Origin of the sequence: Nostoc edaphicum CCNP1411 (assembly GCF_014023275.1) — a bacterium.
GTDB classification, from domain to species: Bacteria; Cyanobacteriota; Cyanobacteriia; order Cyanobacteriales; family Nostocaceae; genus Nostoc; species Nostoc edaphicum_A.
Window position 1 is genome coordinate 7,643,613 of the sequence record NZ_CP054698.1, and the last position, 22,865, is coordinate 7,666,477.

Below are 22,865 nucleotides of genomic sequence, written 5' to 3' on the forward strand. Positions count from 1 at the left end.
TTTCACATCAGTTACGTGTAGCTTCTAGTAGGCGGGAAAAATAGAAGCGAGTCTTTGTCATCGCCTGTCGTTGCAAAGAAAAGCCATTACTTTCCAAAATTCTCACCACATCAGCCTCACGATGCAAATATGCACGAGTGGCTTTACTTGGCCCAGGAAAGAAACTGCCAATTTTCTTGAGTATAGTCAGAGCGCAGGTCTTCGGTGCAAAACTGAGAATTATCCGCGACTGTGCTAAAGAACAGAGGTGAGATATCATCTCATCCGCTTTTTCTTGGGGATAGTGGATGAGAACATCCAAGCAAATAACGGTATGGTAACTACCACTCAACGATTCCAAATCCTGCACAGCAAAAGTGGGATTTTCACCATTTCCCAAAGTTTCCTTTGCTCTGTCCTTACCTTCTTCCACCATTTTTTCCGAAATATCGGTGGCATAGACTTTGGCACCATCTACCGCCAGAGGAATGCTGAGACTACCAACACCACATCCAGCATCACAGATTGATAGCTCTGGTAAATTGTTATCAGCCTTCAGCCAGCCGAGAACTGTATCCACGGTTTGCTGGTGTCCATTGCGGATGTCTAATTGGACTTTATTGACTTCGCCATCGCCGTAAATTCGCTTCCAACGGTCAAACCCTGTGGAATTGAAATACTCGCGAACAATCGTTTTGTCGTCGGCTGCGTTCATAAACTTTGATTTTTAGGGGTTCCCAATGCTTAAAATTATCATTGATAGGAACCCATAAGAGCGCTCTTCCAGATTTTTCCAGATGATAGTTCGCCCATAGGCAAAGATACTTACGTACACAGAGGAGTTAGAATGCCGAATTCCAGCCAGACGAGCAAAAATCAAGCTGTATAATCAACGGGTTTGAATTTCGACACAAAACAATAAAATTTAGTGTTCTACAACTAGTACAGCACGGCGGAAATAAACCACTCATTCCCAATCAACAAAACCCTTACGCTGTCTTCATTTTTAATTTTTAATTTTTAATTCCGCCTTGCGGTACTAGTGGCGGGTCTGTAGTTTGTTTCCCGTAGTATATCCCCAACTATATTGATTCTGAATTCTGTATTCTTCTTCAACTTGGGTTTCATCGATTTTAGCTATACCCTTTCATATAACAGCAAATTACTTCCAAATAAATGAGTAGATGGCGAGACTTATTCGATTGCTCTCTGTCACTCTAGATTACCAAATTTTATGTTTTAATTTCACTAGCTATTAGCATTATTTTTCCGTTTTAATCCTTGTTAAGCTAATATTCTATTTATTTAAACCAAAACTTCTATTTTTCTATGGTTTTACGATTGATGAGTGCTAAATACTATCTATATTCATTTAAATATCCCTAAATTTTGTAAGTTAAAATTCCATCGATATTTATATCTATGGATGTAAAAAATCCCTCCTTAAGATAGAATTGACATTGCGATCGCAACATTTATCCTGTTAAAGATTTAATTATCTGTTACTAATGAAACCGAGTATACAAAAATTTTAAGTAAGATTTCGTATGCTTATTGTACATCTACCATTTAGGCTGATTGATTACATATGACACTGAACTCGCTCACAGACAGTCCTATCGTTGCATTTACAATTCTCCTAACAGTAATCTTTACTGTACCTCCTATATTTGAGCGACTGCGACTACCTGGATTAGTGGGTTTATTAGTAGCAGGCGTAGTACTAGGACAGAATGGATTAAAGCTGTTAAATTCTGAGTCTGAAACTATCAATTTGCTCTCGGATATCGGCAAGATTTATTTGATGTTTGTGGCGGGTTTAGAAATTGACTTAGAGCAGTTCCGTAAAACTAGAAATCGCTCAATTGGCTTTGGTATACTGACATTCTTAGTGCCACTAATTGCTGGCATTGCTGTTGGACGTTTATTCAATTTTAGCTGGAATACTGCCGTCCTCATTGGTTCTTTACTAGCCTCTCATACTCTTTTGGCATATCCAATTGTGAGTCGTTTGGGAGTGGTCACAAATGAAGCTGTAACCGTCACAATTGGTGCAACCATTTTTACTGACACAGGTGCTTTGCTAGTGTTAGCAATTTGTGTTGGAATTCATGGGGGGCAATTCTCGGCTTTAAGTTTAGCTACTTTGTTAGGTGGATTAGCAATTTATTCTGCTGTTGTTCTGTTTGGCTTTGACTGGGCAGGAAAAGAGTTTTTTCGCCGCTCTGGGGATGAACAAAGTAACCAGTTTTTGTTTATATTACTAGCATTGTTTTTGGCATCTGTCGGAGCACAGGTAATTGGAATTGAGAAAATTGTTGGTGCATTTTTAGCAGGTTTAGCAGTTAATGATGTTCTAGGACGTAGCCCTGTTAAAGAAAAAATTGAGTTTATTGGCAGTGTTTTATTTATTCCATGTTTCTTTGTGGACATGGGATTATTGATTGATATTCCTGCATTTATAAGAACTCTCAGTTCAGTTTGGCTGACTGTGGTAATTGTAGTAGCTTTGATTGGCAGCAAGTTTATTGCAGCATTCTTAGCCAAACTGTTATACCGCTACAATACGGCAGAATTGCTAACGATGTGGTCATTGTCACTTCCACAGGTAGCAGCCACACTAGCAGCAGCCTTAGTTGCATATCAAACGGTAAATCCTGCTGGTGAGCGCTTAATTAATGAAGGTGTTTTAAACAGTGTGATTGTCCTCATGCTGGTGACAGCAATTTTGGGGCCCATAATAACAGCACGATCTGCTTCTGCGTTACAGCTTTCTCAGACAGATTTTGAAACAGATAGTTTGACAACTTGGTGGGAAAGTAGTGAAACTCAACTAGTAGAACAGAAGCCATATCCATTTACTGTAGTAGTGCCAATTTACAACCCCCAAACCCAGCGCTATCTAATAGAAATGGCAGCACTGCTGGCTAGTCATGAATCTGGAAGAATTGTGCCATTAGCTATTACCAGAGCACATATTCAGATGGACAATCCCCAATTAGTAACAGCACTTGATCACAGTCAGCAAAGATTAAGTTCAGCTAGAGAAATCAGTCAAGAATTTGATGTAGAAGTTTCACCTGCAAATCGGATTGATGATGATATAGCTTTGGCAATTAGCCGCACCAGTCGAGAACAAAATGCTAGTTTAATAGTGATGGGTTGGTCGCGGACAACAGGTTTACGTGCCCGCTTATTTGGTAATGTCATTGATAGCGTGTTTTGGTCTTCTCACTGTCCGGTAGCAGTCACCCGCCTATTGAGCAGTCCCAAGACTATCAAAAGAATTCTTGTACCAGTTGGAGATTTAACGCGCCAAACCATCGGTGCTTTAAGGTTTGCTCAAATTTTAGCTGATGTTAATCAGGCGGAAGTTGTGCTGTTACACGTATGCGATCGCAAATCACCCCCGATTCGGGTTGAAAAATTTGTGTCTCAATTGTCTGAAATCGCTTCTAAAAGCCAGTTACAGGTGAATACCAATATCCAAACAATCAAGGGTGATGATGTTGCGAGAGTAGTAATTCGGGAAGCTGAGGCGTTTGATTTAGCAGTATTACGTTCCGTCCGTTATCGCACAGCCGGGGGATTAGCCGTTAGCGAAGTGACAACACAGATGATTCAAGAATTGAAGTGCTCAATTGTGGTGTTGGGAGAGCCTCATTCGTAATATTGGAGTCAACCTAAGTAAAAACAGTTGCGATCGCTTTTGGCTCAGTGATGGGAATCGACAAGAGCGATCGGATCGCATCCAGCCTTCATAAAGATGGCTTTCATTGTTATACCAAATTATGTATGAAGAGACACATAATAATACCCCCCTGTAGTCCAATACAGTTCAGATAAGACCAAAACACTTGTAGAGAGGGCGATTTATCGCGTCTCGAAAACCCACAATTTTGTACAATTAGCCCTTAACCCAAGCGTATTGGGCTTTAGAGGATGTTTGAAAAGTATTTCGCTTTCGCTGTGACTTTAGGCACTTTAGATCCCCCCTAACCCCCCTTAAAAAGCTACGGTGTATACACAAGTCTGAAATAGCTGAAAAACCCAAGGTTTTACCCCACCCTAACCCTCCCTTGCAAAGGGGAGGGGACTAGATTTTCTTGTTTCCCCCCTTGGCAAGGGGGGATTAAGGGGGGTAATTCCACTTGTGTGTACACCGTAGCTTAAAAAGGGGGGAACCGGAATCAAAGTCCCCCTTAAAAAGGGGGATTTAGGGGGATCTAAAATTTTTGATACCGACAAGAGGACTTTTCAAACATCCTCTTAGTCCTCACTACAAACTATGAATATTTCGACAGTCATCATATTATTTTAATCATCGACTTTTTCACGAGAAAAAATGCTGCTTTACCACATCTAGGCGTGAACAGTTCCAATAATCGATGTGGGAGACAATCAAACCATCAGAGTTAAGACCTAATTCACTCCAACCAGGAATAGATATCCGTGGCTTCCAAGGAAGAGGAGTATTCCAACTGAGAGTCCACTCAGTTTTTATTGTGTCTCCTAAACGTTGAATATTCTGTAAGTCCATCTTGGGATCTAAAAACCAAGTTTGGATAAAATTAATCATTTCTTTATAACGTTTAACACCAGTAAATTTATTCAGTGGGTCTTTAAAATAAACGTCTGGAGCGTAAATACTGTAAGTTTGATTTACTGGGAATCTTTGATAGTCTTCTTTGAGGATTTCAATGATATCCATGATAGATAAATATATCTGTAAATTGCTTTAATAGGAAAACTGAAAAATTGAAATCAACCCTCATTCCATAAACGTTCTAACTGACGCCGCCAAGCAGTTAGGACTTCTTCTCGCCCTTTTGCGGATGAGTCTATTTCGCCCATCATTCCTTCTGCGTAAAAGCGTTCTAAGCTTTGCATAGTAGCTTGTAGAGATTGCCCTTGCTGTTTTGCTACCTGAATAATTTGCCGGATGCGGCTTTCAATTAGTCGATTAAAAACATTATCTAATCCAGCCTGATAGAGAGATACAAGTCGGTTGATTGCATTGGATAAATCTGCACTTACTAAAGTGCTGCTGTTATGTTGAAATACCCCCCAAATTCCCCCTTCATGCAAAGCGTAACGTACTTCTTGAGTGTCATCAAAGTTGGCTTCTAGGAACTGTTCTAAAAATGGTTGGGCTTGTTGGATGGGCAGAATAGGTAGTAAAACTCGCAGCCAAGTATTATCTTCAGAAAGCAGCACCAATAGCCGAAAAGTAGAAGTGTCTACTTGCCACGATCCAGGAGCAATGCCGGCAACAGCCGATGTACCAAATAATTCTGTGAGCGTACCCGCAATTTCTTCAGGTGTCATAAGCTTTTATTTAGATATAGCCTCTAGATTAGCGCAGAGGTGCATCAGCTTATTCAATCGCTCCCATTAGTTTTAATGCTATGCGCTGTGCTGACGTTAGCCCTGTTACACCTGTGATATTCAGCCCTGCACAAAGTTTATAGCTAATTACCCGCAGACAGTCGCCAGTAGTTGCATCCCAAATACGGATGGTTTCATCATAACTGCCACTGACAATGCGTTGACCGTCGGGGGAAAACGCCACTGAATAGACCGCAGAATCATGCCCCAAAAAGGGTTGACCAATGGGCTGACCATTCACATCCCACAACCGTACTGTCTGGTCAGAACTGCCACTGACAATCCGCTGACCGTCGGGGGAAAACGCCACTGAATAGACCCCAGAATCATGCCCCAAAAAGGGTTGACCAATGGGCTGACCATTTACATCCCACAACCGTACTGTCTGGTCAGAACTGCCACTAACAATGCGCTGACCGTCGGGGGAAAACGCCACTCCCCACACCGCAGAATCATGCCCCAAAAAGGGTTGACCAATGGGCTGACCATTCACATCCCACAACCATACTGTCTTGTCAGAACTGCCACTAACAATGCGCTGACCGTCGGGGGAAAACGCCACTCCCCAGACCACAGAATTATGTCCCAAAAAGGGTTGACTAATGGGTTGACCATTCACATCCCACAACCGTACTGTCTTGTCAAAACTGCCACCGACAATTCGCTCACAATCGGGGGAAAATGCCACCGAATTGACCTCAGAATCATGCCCCAAAAAGGGTTGACCAATGGGCTGACCATTTACATCCCACAACCGTACTGTCTTGTCAGAACTGCCACTGACAATCCGTTGACCGTCAGAGGAAAACGCCACTCCCCAGACCGCAGAATCATGCCCCACAAAGGGTTGAGAAATGGGCTGACCATTCACATCCCACAACCGTACTGTGTCAGAACTGCCACTAACAATGCGCTGACCGTCGGGGGAAAACGCCACTGAATAGACCGCAGAATCATGCCCCACAAAGGGTTGAGAAATGGGCTGACCATTCACATCCCACAACCGTACTGTCTTGTCATCACTGCCACTGACAATGCGCTGACCGTCGGGGGAAAACGCCACTGAATTGACCTCATTTTCATGCCCCAAAAAGGGTTGAGAAATGGGCTGACCATTCACATCCCACAACCGTACTGTCTTGTCATCACTGCCACTGACAATGCGCTGACCGTCGGGGGAAAACGCCACTGAATTGACCTCATTTTCATGCCCCAAAAAGGGTTGACCAATGGGCTGACCATTCACATCCCACAACCGTACTGTCTTGTCATCACTGCCACTGACAATGCGCTGACCGTCAGGGGAAAACGCCACGGATCTTACCCAATCTTCATGCCCGGCAAATGGTTGACCAATAGGCTGACCATTCACATTCCACAACCGTACTGTGTCAGAACTGCCACTAACAATGCGCTGACCGTCGGGGGAAAACGCCACTGAATTGACCCCAGAATCATGCCCGACAAAGGGTTGACCAATGGGCTGACCATTCACATCCCACAACCGTACTGTCTTGTCATTACTGCCACTGACAATCCGCTGACCGTCGGGGGAAAACGCCACTGAATTGACCCCAGAATCATGCCCGACAAAGGGTTGACCAATGGGCTGACCATTCACATCCCACAACCGTACTGTGTTGTCATCACTGCCACTGACAATCCGCTGACCGTCGGGGGAAAACGCCACTGATCTGACCCAATCTTCATGCCCTTGAAGGAACAACAAGACTCTGCCAGAGGATGCTTCCCAAACTTGTACAGTACCCTTACTATCTCCAATCACCAATTTTTTGCCATCAGCACTAAATGCCACCGACAAGACCACTCCCAGAACTGGCGCAAAAACCGAGTTTGCGAGATCGGCTCCCATCAAATTTATCCACCGCAAGCTGGCATTAGCAAAATTTACGTCTGTAATCACAGTATGGCTGAGATCAGATTTTTCCAGACTATAGGGATTTCTTGCTAGTAGTAATTTCACCAGGTTGCCACCTATATAACCCACCTGAGTCTGGTTTTTGCCACGAGTTGACTGAATTAGTGCGAGCAACCGTTGTTTAAATACTTGCTCATCTAACATTGGCACAGCTAAATCCAGCAAAGCTTTTGCCAAGGGAGCCGTACCAAAGTAATTAGATAATTTTTCTAGAGATGCTTTGGCAAATGAATTTAGCGGTGCTATTGAGAGCAGTTGCCTATCTTCTCCACACTGTCGTTGAAAGTATTCTGGCCAAGTGTAATCTTGTGGTGGAAGAGTATTTAAATAAGATTGTGCTTGAGCCAGTTCTGTGAAGTCGGGAGCTAAAACGCCTAACTCTGCCACTAGCTTATAGGCAGCAAAAAATTCCAATAACGAACGATGGGCAGGGCTATAGTCTCCTTCGGCATTACGAATTAGCATTGTCTGCCCCATCATGTCGTAATGCCAGTGGTCTAAATCTTTTTCTTCTTGGACTACAGCAGGAAATAAACGCCGAATCCGGTCGGGAAATTCTTTGTAGTTCATGCTCATCCGGTCTGTTGAGAGCATTTCCCAGGACAACTCACACAAAAAATAGAGCTTATCTGCCAATGAGGTAAAGGTGCGCTTGGTTTTGATATCTCTCTCCATCTTGTGCCGCACAGCATATAAATATACCCGTGATATATCTACTGGCTTGCCCGCCTCAATCTCTGGCAAAGCTTCTATAATCAATTCCGTCATTACCGGACGACGTGCCAAATCCCGCAATGTCGGATTACTCATTATCTGTTCTACTGTCTCAGGTTCAGCACGAAACGCTAATACTTGCCGAATTTGCTCGTCATCAAATTTTTCTAATTCCAGCACTTCAAAGCGCGGTGTCTCTAGAGGCAAGTTAATTGTAGAAGCTTGTAACTCTGCACTTAGCAAAGCCCTTCCTTCTTTGGCTTCTGGGAAATGTTCGGTGCGACAGGTGAGAATTACCTTTGCCCCTGGTACTACTACTTTGGCTAGTTCCCAGAAGTTGTTGATCATCTCTTGGCGATTGACTCTAGCTGCCATTTCATCAAAGCCATCAAAAATCAACAACACTTTACCCATACGGTTGAGTTGTTCAAAGGCAGAATAACCAGGCAGTGGGATTTCATGCTTGCGAAAAAAGAATTCTGAAAATAGCGATTCTACACTCACTGCTTTGGCATAGTCCCGTAAAGGTATGACTAATGGTAGACGTGGGCGTTCTACTCCCCGGCGTTGAGCATCCCGATAGCGTTGCAGGGCAGTCCAGGCATAATGCAACCCAAACCAGGTTTTGCCAGTGCCAAATTCACCCAAAATAGAAAGGTGTTCTTTGGCAGGATCATCAAGCCAGCGCTCAACATAACCATCAATCCAACCATCAGCTTGAGCGTAACGGCTCATGCCCATTTTTTGCTTTGATTTGGGATCGAACTCGTCTTTGGTACAAGCTAGGGGTACATAAGTGCGGTCAATTCCCCGTTGCTTGATTTCATTTTCTAGCCAGTTGAGGTAGCCACTAAAATCGGCATCCCTATCCAGCAACTCATCAAGGGTGTAGCAAAATAAATTTTGATTTTCTTGCTTGTTTACCTCATCTTTGGCAGCGCGACTGACACGGCGATTGGTGATTAGCCAACCTATATCTGTTTTTCGGGTATTTACTGACTGTCGCAAGGCAGCAACATCTGCCATTCCGGCTTCTCCTGTAATGCCGCGCACCAAAACTCGGTTATATCCCTTTTTCTCTACAGGGTTATTGACATTAATAATCCACTCAAAATAATTTTCATTGTTAATTTCATACTTTTCAAAGCCATAGCGCAAGGCAGTGAACCAAGCCTGTAATTGCTCTGCCAATTTAGCTGTCTGATTTGGTGGACTCGAAGTTTGTACAGGCGCAGATTGAACAGCTTGCTTATTCGTTGTTTCTTTCCTAAAAAAGAGATTAATACACCCCAAATTGTTAGAGATGAATTTTTGGGGTGCTGTTTCTAATTCCTGCCGTAAGAATGCTACTAGGGTTTCGTTGGTGACCCATTGGTTAGATAGTTCAGCCAATTCAAATCCGCGCAAAATCGCGCTAGTGAGTACACTACTGGCTGTACGCACATTTTCATTGGCTAACTCAAATTCTCTGCAAGCAGCAATAAAACAGCGATCGCGTGTATTTCCGCGATCGCCTGGATCAGCTTCTGTAAAATTGAATAGTTCCCCACTGTAACAACAGTCCAACCAAATAATTTGCTGCCGTACTGGGCTGTCTTGCAATAAATCACGCAGCCACTTTAATCGCAGTCCCCAGTTCCCATCACAATCGGTATCACTAGTAGCTAGAAAACCTTCTTTGCGCCGACCTTTACGAAGACCATGCCCAGAAAAATAGAAGAGGGCTGTATCTGGAACGCTTTTACCTTCAGGATCAAATAGTTGCTCTAAAGCCTTCTCTAAGTCTGCGACCTTGACTTCCTGATTCTTTGCTATGCGCGGTGCATCAGCTTCACGCGAATCTAGGAATTCAGGCAATCGCTTGACATGAAAATTTCCAGCTTCACTGAGTCGCTTGGCGATCGCTTCTGCATCGTTAGCAGGCGATCGTAACGCTGACGCTCCTGGAAAATTATACTTATTAATGCCAACAACTAAAGCATCTCTACTCATTTAATATGCGACTTTTTATAAAAATTCGGGAAAATTTCTCAAAATTCTAGCTATTGTTTGATTTTAATCGTATTTTCACAGGCAAGAATCGAGTAAATATTCCTGACTAAATATTTACCCATGAGAGTCACTTTTCTTTTAGAGGCGTAAATATTGGTCTGTCGCCATCTAAACCTCGCAATAAATAAGTTGTCAATTGCTGACCTAACTCTTGTTCTTGCTTAGGATTAATAGGTATTCGCCAACGAAGAGATTTGTAAAGTTCTAAGCGATACAAATCAAACGCAGATTCCAATAAGCTACAGTAAATACTTGCGGCATCAACTGCCCAATAATAAGCAAAGATTGCCCCCACTAACCCAGCAGGGATAGCCCACCAAGCCCAAACAGTCCAAACGATAAACAGCAAACTCCACAGCCAAAAACGGGCTGCTGTATTCAGATTTGAACGTGCTTCTTGTAATTCTTTCTTCACTCCATCCGGTAATAGTAGCCAGAGGCGAGACCAGCAAATTACAGCATCCAAGCCATATTTATCATAAGGGCGGCTTTCAGCGGCTCTGAGGATATTACCTAACTTTGTAGGCATTAACCTATTAGGTTGAGATGGAAACTGCATAAGTTGTCCATCCAGCGTTACATATTCCTCTAATTCCTCGTTAGTTATAACTTGTTGATCTTTTTTATCAGCCAGGGTTTGCCAACGCTTATCTTTTCGTTTCAAATCATGCTCTTTTTGCTGTATCATCCAGCGTCGTAAAGGTAGCAACCAAGCAGACCAATAGCCTTCTAAAAATCTTAAAATAAATAAATCGAACCTTTGAACCACAAAACCTGAGACAGCAATAATCAGCAAACCACTTACCATAACAACAATCAGCAAAGATTCTGGTTGCTGTTTAAGCCAGTCTTCCAAAGGTTTTCGACCAAAACGCCACACCCAAGCTAGTAGTCCCCCAATCCAGAAAACAAAGGCTGGTGTTAGTATGTTCGCAGCCCAGTTTTCTGCCAGCTTTCCACCCAGACTTTCCAAAAATTTGGTTGGCATATTTTGTAATTAATCAGCAGGTATTAACGGGACATTATGAGTAGGACAGTTTGGTATAGCTGTTCCGACAGAGCGACGATACCAACTATAATCATCCCCTTGAGGACATCTATATTTTGAAGCAGATATTGGTTGACCTTTACCTGGAAGTGGCTCAAAACCCTTTGTTATCGGTTTTTCACTGAGAAACTCAGCCATCCAGTCGTCAGTATCTGGGTAACTTTTGAGGATTTCCAAAATCTGGTCATGGACTTGCTGTCCAGCTTTAGCTTGTGCCAATAGTTCAGATAATTGTCGGTCTACTTGAACCGCATCATCTCCTAAAAGTTCTGGAAGAAAAGGACGAATCAAACGCGTTCCCTCCAGAATATCTTCAGGTTCAAACACCACAACTTAAAACCTCATTATGTAAGATTAATGGCTAATTATTTTATATATACACTGAAATAGATTAACATAATTAATTTTTGAGCATAGATGGAGCTTCTGCTAACATTAATGAATTTTTTACCCTTCTATAGAAATCATATAGGAATCCGCTTTGATTTCTGAACTAATTTGCGTAGGCAGGCAATAGTCAAGAAGGCTTCTTAGTTGTTGCCTGTTGCCTGCCTATCGCGCTTGCGCTGCGACACGCTCCGCGAACGCACACCACGCAAATTCGTTCAGAAATCAAAGCCCCTATATATCATTAAGTATTGTGAGCTTTCTTTGTGATATGAAGACTTGTACTAATAAGAAAGCGACATTAAATTTGTAAAGTTGATTAAAACGATAGTTTCTGCATCAAATAGAATAAGCGACATTTACAATTTGAAAATATTAGGTTTACGACCTTAAGTGTATGAAACAAGGTAAAATCACTATCGAATTTGAAAAACTTTTAAAAACTAGTTTAACTCTTGTATAGCAAGAGTTGTAAGGTTTAAAATTAGCGACATTTAATTTGTGAACATACAACATTCACGGTTGTTAAAAATCCTGGCAGATATAGCGATAACCTTTGGGCCTCCCAGATCGGGAGGCTTTCCTATGTTCCGCAGACTTACACGCCATTCTGCTTAAACCATGCCAAGAGACGTTTCCAACCTTCCTTAGCTTCTTTCTCGCGGTAGGAGGGACGATAATCGGCAAAAAATGCGTGGGGTGCATCGGGGTAGACGATGATTTCAGATTTGCTGCTGCTGGACTTTAAGCGATCGCGCATCTGCTCTACTGTATCTAATGGAATACCTGTATCCTTCCCACCATAGAGTCCGAGAACTGGGACTGTCAGTTTTGATGCAATATCCACGGGATACTTGGGCTGAAGTTCGGTAGCATCGCCCACGAGTCGCCCGTACCAAGCCACACCAGCCTTCACCTTGGGATTGTGGACTGCGTATAACCAGGTAATGCGGCCGCCCCAGCAGAAGCCTGTAATCCCCAATTTGTCGGCATTACCCTTAGCTGATTTCACTGCCCAGTTTACCGTAGCGTCAAGATCGGATAACACTTGAGCATCTGGAACTTTGGCAACAATTGGGCGAATTTCGTCTATGCTGCTTAATTTTAAGACATCGCCTTGACGCACAAATAATTCGGGTGCGATCGCTAAATACCCCAACTGAGCAAAGCGACGAGCGACATCTTGAATATGCTCATGTACACCAAAGATTTCTTGGATTACCAGGACAATGGGAAAATTGTCACCAGTAGCAGGTGCTGCTCTGTAAGCAGGGATTTCGCCATCTTTAACGGGAATTTTCACCGCACCAGCTACCAATCCCTTAGCATCAGTGCTAATGACTTGGGCAGAAATGGGTTGCACTGCCAAGGCAAAACCCGTCGCCAGAGTGGTTGTTGCGATAAATTTGCGGCGTGTTATTTCTTTCATCATCTCTACCTTGAATTGGCGAAAACTTTAATTGTTGGTTATCCGTACAGTACTACAATGAGATATACTACGGTTTACCCATAAGTTTACTGCAATACTAGCTGTCTTTGCTACTTCAGTTTTCGCCATCAAGAGCGATCGCCTCATCTTTCCCGATTTATCCAATCTTTTATACCAGCTAACTGCCTTCTGCCTCCTGCCCTCTGCCTTTCTTGAAATCTACAGCAAAGTAATCAATCAAAATCTTTCAAGATAATGTGTTTTTTTAAGTCAAAACTGATTACACCTTGCTCTTGTAATTTGCCCATCAATCGTGTAATTGTGACTCTCGTAGTACAGCAGGCACTAGCAATATCTTCGTGAGTGAAGCGAACACTTAGACGAGTACCCTCCGGCACAGTTTCACCCACTTCTCGTTTCAAAAGTTGTAATAGATGCTGCAAACGCTCTTGTACCCGTCGTTTTCCACAAATGACTAAAAAAGATTCTGTTTGCTGTAACCGCTGATTAATTTTTGGTAAAAGAGTATGACTCAGATTTGGAGAAGCTGCTATTTCTGACGCATAAATTGACACCAACTCAACATCAGAGAGGGCTGTTGCTTGGTAGATGTTTAAAGATGTCAAACTAGAGCCAAAAACCATTCCTGCTGTTGCCAATCCTATTAGCAGTTCTTCACCAGTTTCACTGTAGGTACTGAGTTTGACCAAACCCTGACAAACGTACCAAATTACTAATGGGTTGAGGGGAATAGTTTCTCCTTTAGAGTGTTTATGTATGGGACGAGTATTGAAAAGATTGTTGTCATTCTTAATTACTACTGATTCAAACTGCTGACGCTCAGTAATATTACGCACTATCCAGCGCAGAGAAATTGCTTTACCCTGGTGATTGCGGACAACTGCCACTGTCAAAGCTGCATCAAAAAACTCGCCATAATGTTGTTGTAAACGTACCAATAACTCTTTAACTCTGTCTGATTGGGATAGCTGTACTAGTTCGTTGCGAATCTGCTGACGTTCTTCTAAAAGGACAAAATTAATCATTGATTTGCCCACCAAAAAATGCTTTGAAACATTGAGCAACTTAGCTGCGGTAAGATTAGCTTCTTGGATGATTCCTTCTGTATTAGTTACTAAATAACCGTCTGGAGCCAACTCGAATAATTCTTGATAGCGTTGGCGTTCCGCTTCTAACCAATCCCGTGTTTGTAATAGTTCCTCATTTTGCTGATACAGTTCCTCCGCCGCTAATTGTACTATCTTTGAAGTGTTATAGAGTTCCTTGAAAGCTTGTGGTAGAAGATCCGCGGGAATCCAAGGTAATACATTTGCAGTTTGGTATAAATCTGCTAAACGCTTATGCAATGCTTCTGCGCGTTGGATAAATTTTTCTATGTTCACCTTAAATTCCTGCTACTTGCTTGCAGAGGTTGAGCAAAAAATCTACTAAATAAATTCTTGGAAAAATTGCAGCATTCCCAATTTTGCGGAATGAGAAATTTAACTAGTTGTAAACTGCAATTGTTATTCAATTGAACTTATAAAATACATTTATTTTAGGTTTTTGACAATTTATGTCCTATAGCACTACAGATGGGCCAGTCTTTTAAATGAAACGTGTCGCATTCAACCTAGATGCTCAAAGTAAATTGAATCTAGGAAATTACAAGGTGTCCATTGAAAACTTTTCGCCACTCAGATGCTTTTTACAAAAAAGATTACGGCATATTGCGAAGTATTACTTCTACCTCTGGTGGGAAAATTTACTCGACTCAGCTAAATAGGATCACCAAATCTGCTGATCTAAGAATTATGCTAATTAGTGACTAAACTTTTCAGCCCGTCAAGATTATAACTAACAGATAAATTAGATGAGATACCACAGTCGGAAAACTCTGAATCTCAACCTTAATTTCTCACGATTGTTTAACCCGCTTTGTTATTTCCCCAATGAATGATTTAGTGTTAATGATAATTGTTTCCATTTTTACCTACGATAACTGATCAGACTTTCTCCAACTTCCATCACAAGAATCAAGGTACTACTACCAAAGATATAGAACCTAAGTTAAGTTTGTTTGTGATCCTGAATACGTTCATTATTAATAAATTTCATAACGAGCTTCCCGATTTCTTTAAGAAGTTGGGAATCTGAGCCTTTCGATTTTAAAATTTATTGCCTATTGCTTATTACCTGCCCACGCAAGTAAATTCAAACATCAAAGCGGATTCCTATATAGTAATCCTATTTGATTTGTGAAAATCCGCGGTGTCGAGATCCCCGACTTCTCAAAGAAGTCGGGGATCTAATTTTCCACGAATGATTTAGGACTCCTATATATACTATTCTTTTTAACTTCTAAGTTGCACAGGCATAGCTAAATAGGTCATTTTCAAACCACCCAATGGTGTAAAAATCACTGGAGTTAGGCTTTGATTTAAATGCATTTGAATTTCGGAAGATGGTAACTCTTTCAAGCCTTCCATCAAATATTTAATGTTAAAAGCAATTTCAATGTTTTCCCCAGAAATCTGTGCCGGCATTGACTCTCTACCACTGCCCACATCTTGAGCTTCACATGATAAAGTAATTTCTTGAGCTTCGCTATCAATACTGACCTTGACAATATTATTTTTCTGATCAGCTAGTACAGCAATCCGTTCCAAGGTGCTGACGAATTGTCGCCGTTCTATTGTCACTTGCCGCTCAAATTGGCGGGGGATTAATTGTCGATAGGCAGGATATTGCCCTTCTAATGTGCGACTAGTCAAGCGTTGGTTTTGCCATGCAAATACAACTTGACCTTGATCGAAATATAAAGCTACAGGTTCATCCGAAGAGGCGCTATGAGCTAACATTCGTTGAAGTTCGCGTAATGCCCTAGCTGGTACTGTCACTTCTAGTTGACTAGTTCCGCCTAGAGGACGCTCGTTGCTAGTTTCTACTACTGCTAGGCGATGTCCGTCGGTAGCTGCAAATTCTAGGGTATCTTGTTTAACTGTTAAATGTACTCCCGTAAGTACTTGCTTGGTTTCATCACCACTCGTAGCAAACAATGAACCCCGTAATCCCTCAATTAATGCAGCAGTGGTGAGATGGATTACTTCGGTATTTTCAATTACAGGTAGTTCGGGAAATTCTTCAGGCCCCATTGCTCGGACTTGGTAATGTCCACTCTTGGGTGTGAGTGTAACTATTAAACCCTCTCCACCGGGTGTTGCACCTGTGAGGGCTGATTCATCATCTAAAGTGATTTCGCCTTCTGGAAGACGAGAGGTGATATCTACAAGTAACTTAGCAGGAAGTGCGATCGCACCTCCTTGCCATACCTCTGCGTTAAAGCTGGTGCGGATTCCCAAGCTGAGATCAAAGGCTGTTAAACTTACCTGGTTAGTTTCAGCATCCGCTTGTAGCAGCACATTGGCAAGTACTGGATGAGTTGGTCGTGAAGGCACTGCACGACTTACGAGTGAGAGATTTGTACTGAGATCGCTTTGGGAGCAAACTAATTTCATAAGTCAGATTCAGCTGGTGAAAGATATCCTAACACCCTTATTGCTCATAGGCGATCGCTGTTTTTGAGTTAGTGCGTAGGCGGAGGCTGGGAACGAGGAAATGCTTATCAAGCTAGGTTTTTAGGACTTGTGTGTATACCGTAGCCAATACATACGGGGAGGGTTAGAGTGGGATATTTTTGTACTTCATTAACTTGCAATCTGCTGCAACCGTAATAAGTACAGTTGAGATGCGATCGCATTCATAACTTATCGGCATATACTTTAAAGAAATGTGACATTTAATTGCGCTATTGTAAAAGTCAGCTTTACATAAGTTCAGTTATGAGCCAGCCTGAATATACTACAGCCCAAGCAACAGCCCTGACTAACCACGATCGCAAACCTATTCACATACCTGGCTCTATTCAACCTCATGGAGTTCTACTAGCACTCAGTACTCAGCTAGAGATACTGCAAGTTAGCAACAATACCCAAGCATATTTGGGCAAGGAGCCAGAAGATTTACTTGGCAAGCCTTTGAGCTATTTACTTAACTCTTTGCAAGTGGAAACTGTTAAGCAGTGCTTGGTGAAAAAAATTGGCAGTGCTAATGCTTTCAAAGTATTAATAAATACCTCGCATGAGGAACGATACTTTGACGCTATTGCTCATCGTACAGAAGAGGCTGTGATTCTGGAGCTAGAACCTACTGACTCAAAATCGGAGTTGAGTTTCTTAAGCTTCCATACTTTGGCAGGTGTTGCGATCGCAAAAATGCAAAGCACATCCAATCTGATAGAATTTTTGCATTTAATAGCTGAAGAAGTCCAAAAAATCATTGGTTTTGATCGGGTGATGGTCTATCAATTTGACCAGTCAGAAGCGGGTTCTGTTGTTGCAGAAGTCAAACGGGAAGATTTATCACCTTATTTAGGACTCCACTATCCCGCTACAGACATTCCGGCTCAGGCTAGGGAGTTATACACGCGCTGCTTTCTCCGATTTCTCCCTGATTTGACTGCCGAACCTGTCAAACTAATTCCAACGGAAAACCCGACAACACATCAGCATCTTGACTTAAGCTACTGTCTACTACGGAGTTTTGATTGGTGTTGTGCAGAATATCATCAAAATATGGGAGTAAAAGCTCTTTTGGTGATTTCGCTCATTCAAGAGCAGAAGCTTTGGGGATTAATATCCTGTCACCATCAAACACCAAAGTATATTTCTTACGAAGTCCGCAAGATGTGCGAATTTTTGGGACAAATCGTCTCTTCAGAATTAGCGCACAAAATTAGTCACTCAGAATGGGATTATAAGGTAAAACTCAAATCGCTACAGTCCGAGTTCCTTGAGTCTATTTCCCAAGCAGACAATTTTATCGATGCTCTAATTAAACCTGAAATCCGCTTGCTCGATCTTGTTAGTGCCTCTGGAGCGGCAGTTTGTCTAGATAATGAAATTACCCTTGTGGGAACAACACCGAATATTGATGAAGTTCGGGCGCTCATTGAATGGGCGGATATCCAAGTTAGTGACAACTTGTTTTCCACTGATTCTCTACCCAAGCTTTACCCAGAGGCGCTGAGATTTAAAGATACTGCGAGTGGTTTGCTGCTACTGCGGATTTCTAAAATTCGCCGCTATTACATCCTTTGGTTTCGTCCTGAAGTTCTCCAAACGGTACACTGGGCTGGAAATCCACAGGAATCTATTCAAACCAAGGCAGATGGTAGCCATACTTTATCTCCACGAAAATCTTTTGAACAATGGCAAGAAACGGTTAGATTAACCTCTCTACCTTGGAAAGCTTGTGAACTTGATAGTGCGATCGCTCTCAATAATGCGATCGTTGGTATTGTACTCTCAAAGGCGGATGAGTTAGCTAAAATCAACCTGGAGTTAGAGCGCAGCAACCAAGAACTAGCATCCTTTGCCTACGCCGCTTCCCATGATCTCAAGGAACCTTTGCGGGGCATTTATAACTTCTCGACAGTGCTGCTAGAAGATTATGGTCAACTATTAGATGATGAAGGAATTGAGTGCTTGCAAACAGTAGTCTCATTGTCTGTACGCATGGAAACTCTCATTAATGCTTTGCTGCGACTCTCACAGTTAGGACAAGCGCACCTGCGAGAGCAAGCAACTAACCTCAACGAATTACTCACCCAAGTAATTGAAGTCTTTCGTGCTAGTCGCCAAGACTCTGGACTGATGGATATTCGTATTCCTCGGCCTTTGCCAACAGTTCAGTGTGACCGAGTTCTCGTTAATGAAGTCTTCAGTAATCTGCTTGGTAATGCCTTCAAATACAACGATAAAGCAAAGCAATGGGTTGAGATTGGCTATCTTTCTCAAGAAGAAGCAGAGGGGCGGAGGGAGCAGGGGGAGACAAGGGGAATAACCCATGCCCAATGCCCAATGCCCCATGCCCCATACCCAATCTTTTATATCCGCGATAACGGTATTGGAATTCCACAGCATCACCTAGAAACCATTTTTAGATTATTTAAGCGGCTCCATTCCCAGGAAAAATACGGTGGAGGAGCAGGTGCTGGACTAGCTATTGTTAAGAAGATTGTTGAGCTTCACAACGGTAAAATTTGGGTTGAATCTACCCTAGGCGTTGGCTCAATGTTCTATTTTACGCTGGAATAGTTTAAGATAATGACTAAATATGTATTTTTGTTAAGCTCTTTTAAGACCACGAATGACAAAAAAACTTCATGAACCGCTGCTCGTTGTTGAGGACAGCAATGAAGATTTTCGGATGCTGCAACGCCTCATGCGGCGCATGGCTGTCCAAAACCCCATACACCGTTGTACTAATGGAGATGAGGTTTTAGAGTTCCTCTATCAACTGGGGAAAGATGCCTACGCTAAGGGCGAAGACTTACCCAACTCTAAAGTAGCATTACGACCCTCTGTGATCTTGCTCGATCTCAATCTGCCAGGTATTGATGGCCGTGAGATTTTAGATCGGCTCAAGCAAGACAAGAGTTTCAAGGGAATTCCCATCGTTGTTTTTACCACATCATCTAACCCCAAGGATATTGAATTGTGCTACCAAAAGGGCGCAAATGGATATCTGGTAAAGCCGATGGATGCTCAGGAATTAAAAAAGACGATCCAGGCATTTGTGGACTACTGGCTTGAAGCCAATACGCCGCCCGTCTTGGATTAATTTGTTTATTTTCTGCTGATGAGACAGTAGGGACAATGGGATAACTAAGGAGACGGCTCAGAGGACACAGCGACATTTTCCTCTTTGAGTCACTGTGTCTGCTTGTCTCTGATAGATGTGTTTTCCCCATTTTCCTGTTTTTTACTGATGCTCGACTGCTTGTATTACTTTAGAATTACTAAAGAATTTAAGATTTTATTTATACTTATTTTATATTATTTTTAGAATTATGCAATAAAAACACAATCTGGATAAAAGGGATCTATATGGCTCTGACTTTTCACGTTATGTGGAAAACCTAACCCCCTAACCCCCTTCCCGATGCGGGAAGGGAGAAATTCAAAGTCTCTCATCCTTTTAGGAGAGAGATTTAGAGAGAGGTTTTCCAGATGGCGTGAAAAGTCAGCTATATGGCTCCCTGATCCTCATAACCTTATGTTGGACATACGGACGCTACTCATCATCGATGATTGTGCCGCCGATCGAAAAATCTATCGTCGGTATCTTTTGAAAGATCCGCACCAGTCCTACCAGATTTTGGAGGCAGATTGTGCCGAAGATGGACTTGCTTTGTGCCAAAAAGTCCGCTGCGATGTCATTCTGCTGGATTTTTGCCTACCTGATATGAGTGGGTTAGAACTCTTCGATCAGATGCAGCAGGAGATATTTGAGACTTCTGTCCCCGTAATTATGTTGACAGGGCGTGGCGATGAAGAGGTTGCTGTGCAAGTAATGAAACGGGGTGCTTTGGATTATTTAGTCAAGCAACATTTGACACAGGATGTGCTGCAACTAGCAGTCCGCAACGCCATTAAGCAATCGTGCTTGCAAGCCCAACTCCAGAAAACTCAAGATAGACAGCGCCTAATTGCCACGACTGCTTTACGAATTCGCCAGTCTCTTAACTTAGAGCAAATTTTGAATACGGCTGTAGCCGAGGTACAGCAACTCCTGAAGTGCGATCGCGTGATGGTCTATCAGTTCGCCCCAGATGCAGACGGTAAAATAGTTGCCTCATCAGTTGAATCATACCGCACTGTCGAATTGTGCGATCGCATTGGTGCGGGGACTGGCGAAGAAGCTGGGGAGCAGGGAGCAGGGAGCAGGGGGAAAATTCCTCTCCTCTGCACTCTTCCCCCTGCTCCCATGTCTAATCCCCAATACCCAATCCCTTATATTTATGAGCTTGGCTTGTGTAATTGTGTCAGCCTAAAAGAGCAATTTAATACTAAAGCAAATCTCGTAGTTCCAATTAATCTGAGTAATAATGGGAACCCAACGCCCAAGCTTTGGGGTTTATTGATTGCTCACCATAATTCTGGGGAACGACACTGGCAAACTGATGATGCGGAGATGCTCAATGAAGTATCAGTGCAACTAGCGATCGCTATTCAACAGGCGGAATTGTTAGCCCAAACTCAAGCAGCCCTTGCCAAAGAAAAGCAACTCAATGTATTTAAATCCCAAATTATTGCAACGGTTTCCCATGAGTATCGCACGCCGCTAACTTCAATTTTGGCGGCTGCATCAACTTTGGCAAAACATAGTCAGCAACTAGATGAGTCTAAACAACAGAGGTTTTTGGGAATCATTGAACAGAAAGCAAGGTATATGTCCAAACTTGTGGATAATATGCTTCTGGTTAACCAATTTGAACTAGAAAAACCCAAGTTTAAACCAATCCCACTCGATTTACTACATTTTTTCTCCGACCTCATAGAACAAGAGCGAGAAACAGCAGGCGATCGCCACGAATTGATTTTTAAAATTACTGGCAAAAACCAGGAATTTTGGGGCGATCGCGGACTTTTACAGCAAATTTTTATTAACTTAATATCCAATGCAATTAAGTACTCTCCAGATGGAGGTACTGTGGAATTCCACCTCATCAGTAAAGAATCAGAAGTAATCTTTTACATCAAAGATCAGGGAATTGGCATCCCGATAGCAGATCAAGAAAATTTGTTTCAATCCTTCAGTCGTGGAAGTAACGTTGACACAATTCCTGGTACAGGCTTAGGGCTAGCGATCGCTAAAGGTTGTGTTGAGTTACATGGTGGTAATATTACCTTGTCTAGTGAAGTGGGGCAAGGAACTAAAGTTACAGTCAACTTACCGAAGATATGCCCAATAGGTCAACTATCCCCATCATCAACTTGATCTAATCTCTAATTTCTATCTTGCTAATCAGCCATTCTTTGATTGTTTTTCCGCAAGGTTCAGAACTTTGGCAATCACTGACGTTTTCTATCTGATAATACATTCGTACTTTTTTATTCACGTATTTCTCTGGTTCGCAAACATCAAATGTTGCACCGACACCTTCATGTAATTTACCATTCTCATCGAGAACAGTAACGTAACATTTTAAGTCTCCATTTTGCATCTCTTTGATAGTACCCAATGTCGGTTTATCGTTAGGAACTTCATTAGTTTTATTGTTTTTAATAGGTGTTTTTTCATTTGATGTTGAATTACTAGTTTTTTTGCTAGCTTCGATATTATCTATCTTTTCTTTATTTGCAGAGATAGATTCAGAATTAACTGGAGTAATTGTTGCAGTCTTTGCTTGATTAACTTGATTTTGTTGAGAAGCAGTATTGCCATCGCCACAACTTGCAATCAACATAGAACAAAGAATTAATGTAGTAGTGAAGATTGTTTTTTTCATTTTATGAATTTTCTATAAAATTTCTTTATTAATTACAATAATATGTATTGTCACTTATAAGTGACATCGTGGTATTTACTGTACATGCTCAACGTTATCTGCGTTTTTTGTGCATTATTCGGTAAAGTACTTATACCGTTTATTTGTGAAGTTGCATATATTTACCCCCCTTAATCCCCCCGATGCATTGGGGGGAAAAAAGAAATCTAGTTCCCTCCCCTTGTAAAGCTACAGTGTACACACAAGTCTGAAATAGCTGATTAACCAAGGTTTTACCCCACCCTAGCCCTCCGGGAGGGAACTAGATTTTCCGGCTTCCCCCCAATGCATCGGGGGGATTGAGGGGGGTAATTCGACTTGTGTGTACACCGTAGCCTTGTAAAGGGGAGGGTTAGGGTGGGGTAAAACCAGCGATTTCAGGCTTGTGTGTACAGCGTAGCCCTTAGCAAGGGTGCATCTTCATACAGAATTGGTATTAGAGAATGTATTTAGCCTAGTTGATGTGTATAAATTAATGCTTAATTAAGCCTTGATTACCAAATATTAATGCTTTGGGCATTAAATGAGTATTTAA

The 22,865-nt window shown here is 42.2% G+C and carries 14 protein-coding genes; 4 read left to right on the plus strand and 10 right to left on the minus strand.

What is annotated here, in order from left to right; translation table 11 throughout:
- Window positions 1-7: 7 nt before the first annotated feature.
- Entirely contained in the window at window positions 8-694 is a 687-nt protein-coding gene (bchM, locus tag HUN01_RS34385; RefSeq protein WP_181929916.1) for a magnesium protoporphyrin IX methyltransferase, read from the minus strand.
- An 873-nt stretch (window positions 695-1,567) separates the two neighbouring features.
- Between bchM and HUN01_RS34390 the strand changes: the two genes are divergently transcribed.
- A complete protein-coding gene (locus tag HUN01_RS34390) occupies window positions 1,568-3,649 on the plus strand; it encodes a cation:proton antiporter domain-containing protein (protein WP_181929917.1) in 2,082 nt (693 codons plus the stop codon).
- Between the two features lie 663 nt (window positions 3,650-4,312).
- Here HUN01_RS34390 and HUN01_RS34395 read toward each other — a convergent pair.
- The 8 genes from HUN01_RS34395 to dnaN form a co-directional block, all read right to left on the minus strand.
- Window positions 4,313-4,690, minus strand: a complete 378-nt coding sequence (locus HUN01_RS34395; RefSeq protein WP_181929918.1) for a C6orf136 family protein — start codon at window positions 4,688-4,690, stop codon at window positions 4,313-4,315.
- Between the two features lie 53 nt (window positions 4,691-4,743).
- Window positions 4,744-5,307 (minus strand): leucine zipper domain-containing protein, encoded by a 564-nt coding sequence (locus tag HUN01_RS34400; protein WP_181929919.1) that lies wholly within the window; start codon window positions 5,305-5,307, stop codon window positions 4,744-4,746.
- 49 nt (window positions 5,308-5,356) lie between these two features.
- Entirely contained in the window at window positions 5,357-10,012 is a 4,656-nt protein-coding gene (locus tag HUN01_RS34405; RefSeq protein ID WP_181929920.1) for a caspase family protein, read from the minus strand.
- A gap of 127 nt (window positions 10,013-10,139) precedes the next feature.
- Window positions 10,140-11,060, minus strand: coding sequence for a hypothetical protein (locus tag HUN01_RS34410; protein ID WP_181929921.1), 921 nt, complete (start codon window positions 11,058-11,060; stop codon window positions 10,140-10,142).
- Window positions 11,061-11,069: 9 nt separating this feature from the next.
- The gene (locus tag HUN01_RS34415; protein ID WP_181929922.1) at window positions 11,070-11,450 is read right to left on the minus strand and encodes a hypothetical protein; all 381 of its coding nucleotides are present in this window, start codon (window positions 11,448-11,450) and stop codon (window positions 11,070-11,072) included.
- 655 nt (window positions 11,451-12,105) lie between these two features.
- Window positions 12,106-12,936, minus strand: a complete 831-nt coding sequence (locus HUN01_RS34420) for a dienelactone hydrolase family protein (RefSeq protein ID WP_181932942.1) — start codon at window positions 12,934-12,936, stop codon at window positions 12,106-12,108.
- A gap of 233 nt (window positions 12,937-13,169) precedes the next feature.
- Window positions 13,170-14,339 (minus strand): PAS domain S-box protein, encoded by a 1,170-nt coding sequence (locus HUN01_RS34425; protein ID WP_181929923.1) that lies wholly within the window; start codon window positions 14,337-14,339, stop codon window positions 13,170-13,172.
- Window positions 14,340-15,290: 951 nt separating this feature from the next.
- Window positions 15,291-16,454, minus strand: coding sequence for a DNA polymerase III subunit beta (gene dnaN / locus HUN01_RS34430; protein ID WP_181929924.1), 1,164 nt, complete (start codon window positions 16,452-16,454; stop codon window positions 15,291-15,293).
- Window positions 16,455-16,778: 324 nt separating this feature from the next.
- Between dnaN and HUN01_RS34435 the strand changes: the two genes are divergently transcribed.
- The 3 genes from HUN01_RS34435 to HUN01_RS34445 all read left to right on the plus strand — a co-directional run bounded on the left by HUN01_RS34435 (window position 16,779) and on the right by HUN01_RS34445 (window position 21,780).
- Window positions 16,779-19,094: an ATP-binding protein gene (locus HUN01_RS34435; protein WP_181929925.1), complete on the plus strand. Its 2,316-nt coding sequence runs from the start codon at window positions 16,779-16,781 to the stop codon at window positions 19,092-19,094.
- Window positions 19,095-19,146: 52 nt separating this feature from the next.
- Window positions 19,147-19,620, plus strand: a complete 474-nt coding sequence (locus HUN01_RS34440) for a response regulator (protein ID WP_181929926.1) — start codon at window positions 19,147-19,149, stop codon at window positions 19,618-19,620.
- Between the two features lie 435 nt (window positions 19,621-20,055).
- Entirely contained in the window at window positions 20,056-21,780 is a 1,725-nt protein-coding gene (locus HUN01_RS34445; RefSeq protein WP_181929927.1) for a hybrid sensor histidine kinase/response regulator, read from the plus strand.
- Window position 21,781: 1 nt separating this feature from the next.
- Here the strand turns inward: HUN01_RS34445 and HUN01_RS34450 are convergent, their stop codons facing one another.
- On the minus strand, window positions 21,782-22,291 hold the full coding sequence (locus HUN01_RS34450) for a hypothetical protein (RefSeq protein ID WP_181929928.1): 510 nt from the start codon (window positions 22,289-22,291) through the stop codon (window positions 21,782-21,784).
- Window positions 22,292-22,865 lie beyond the last annotated feature (574 nt).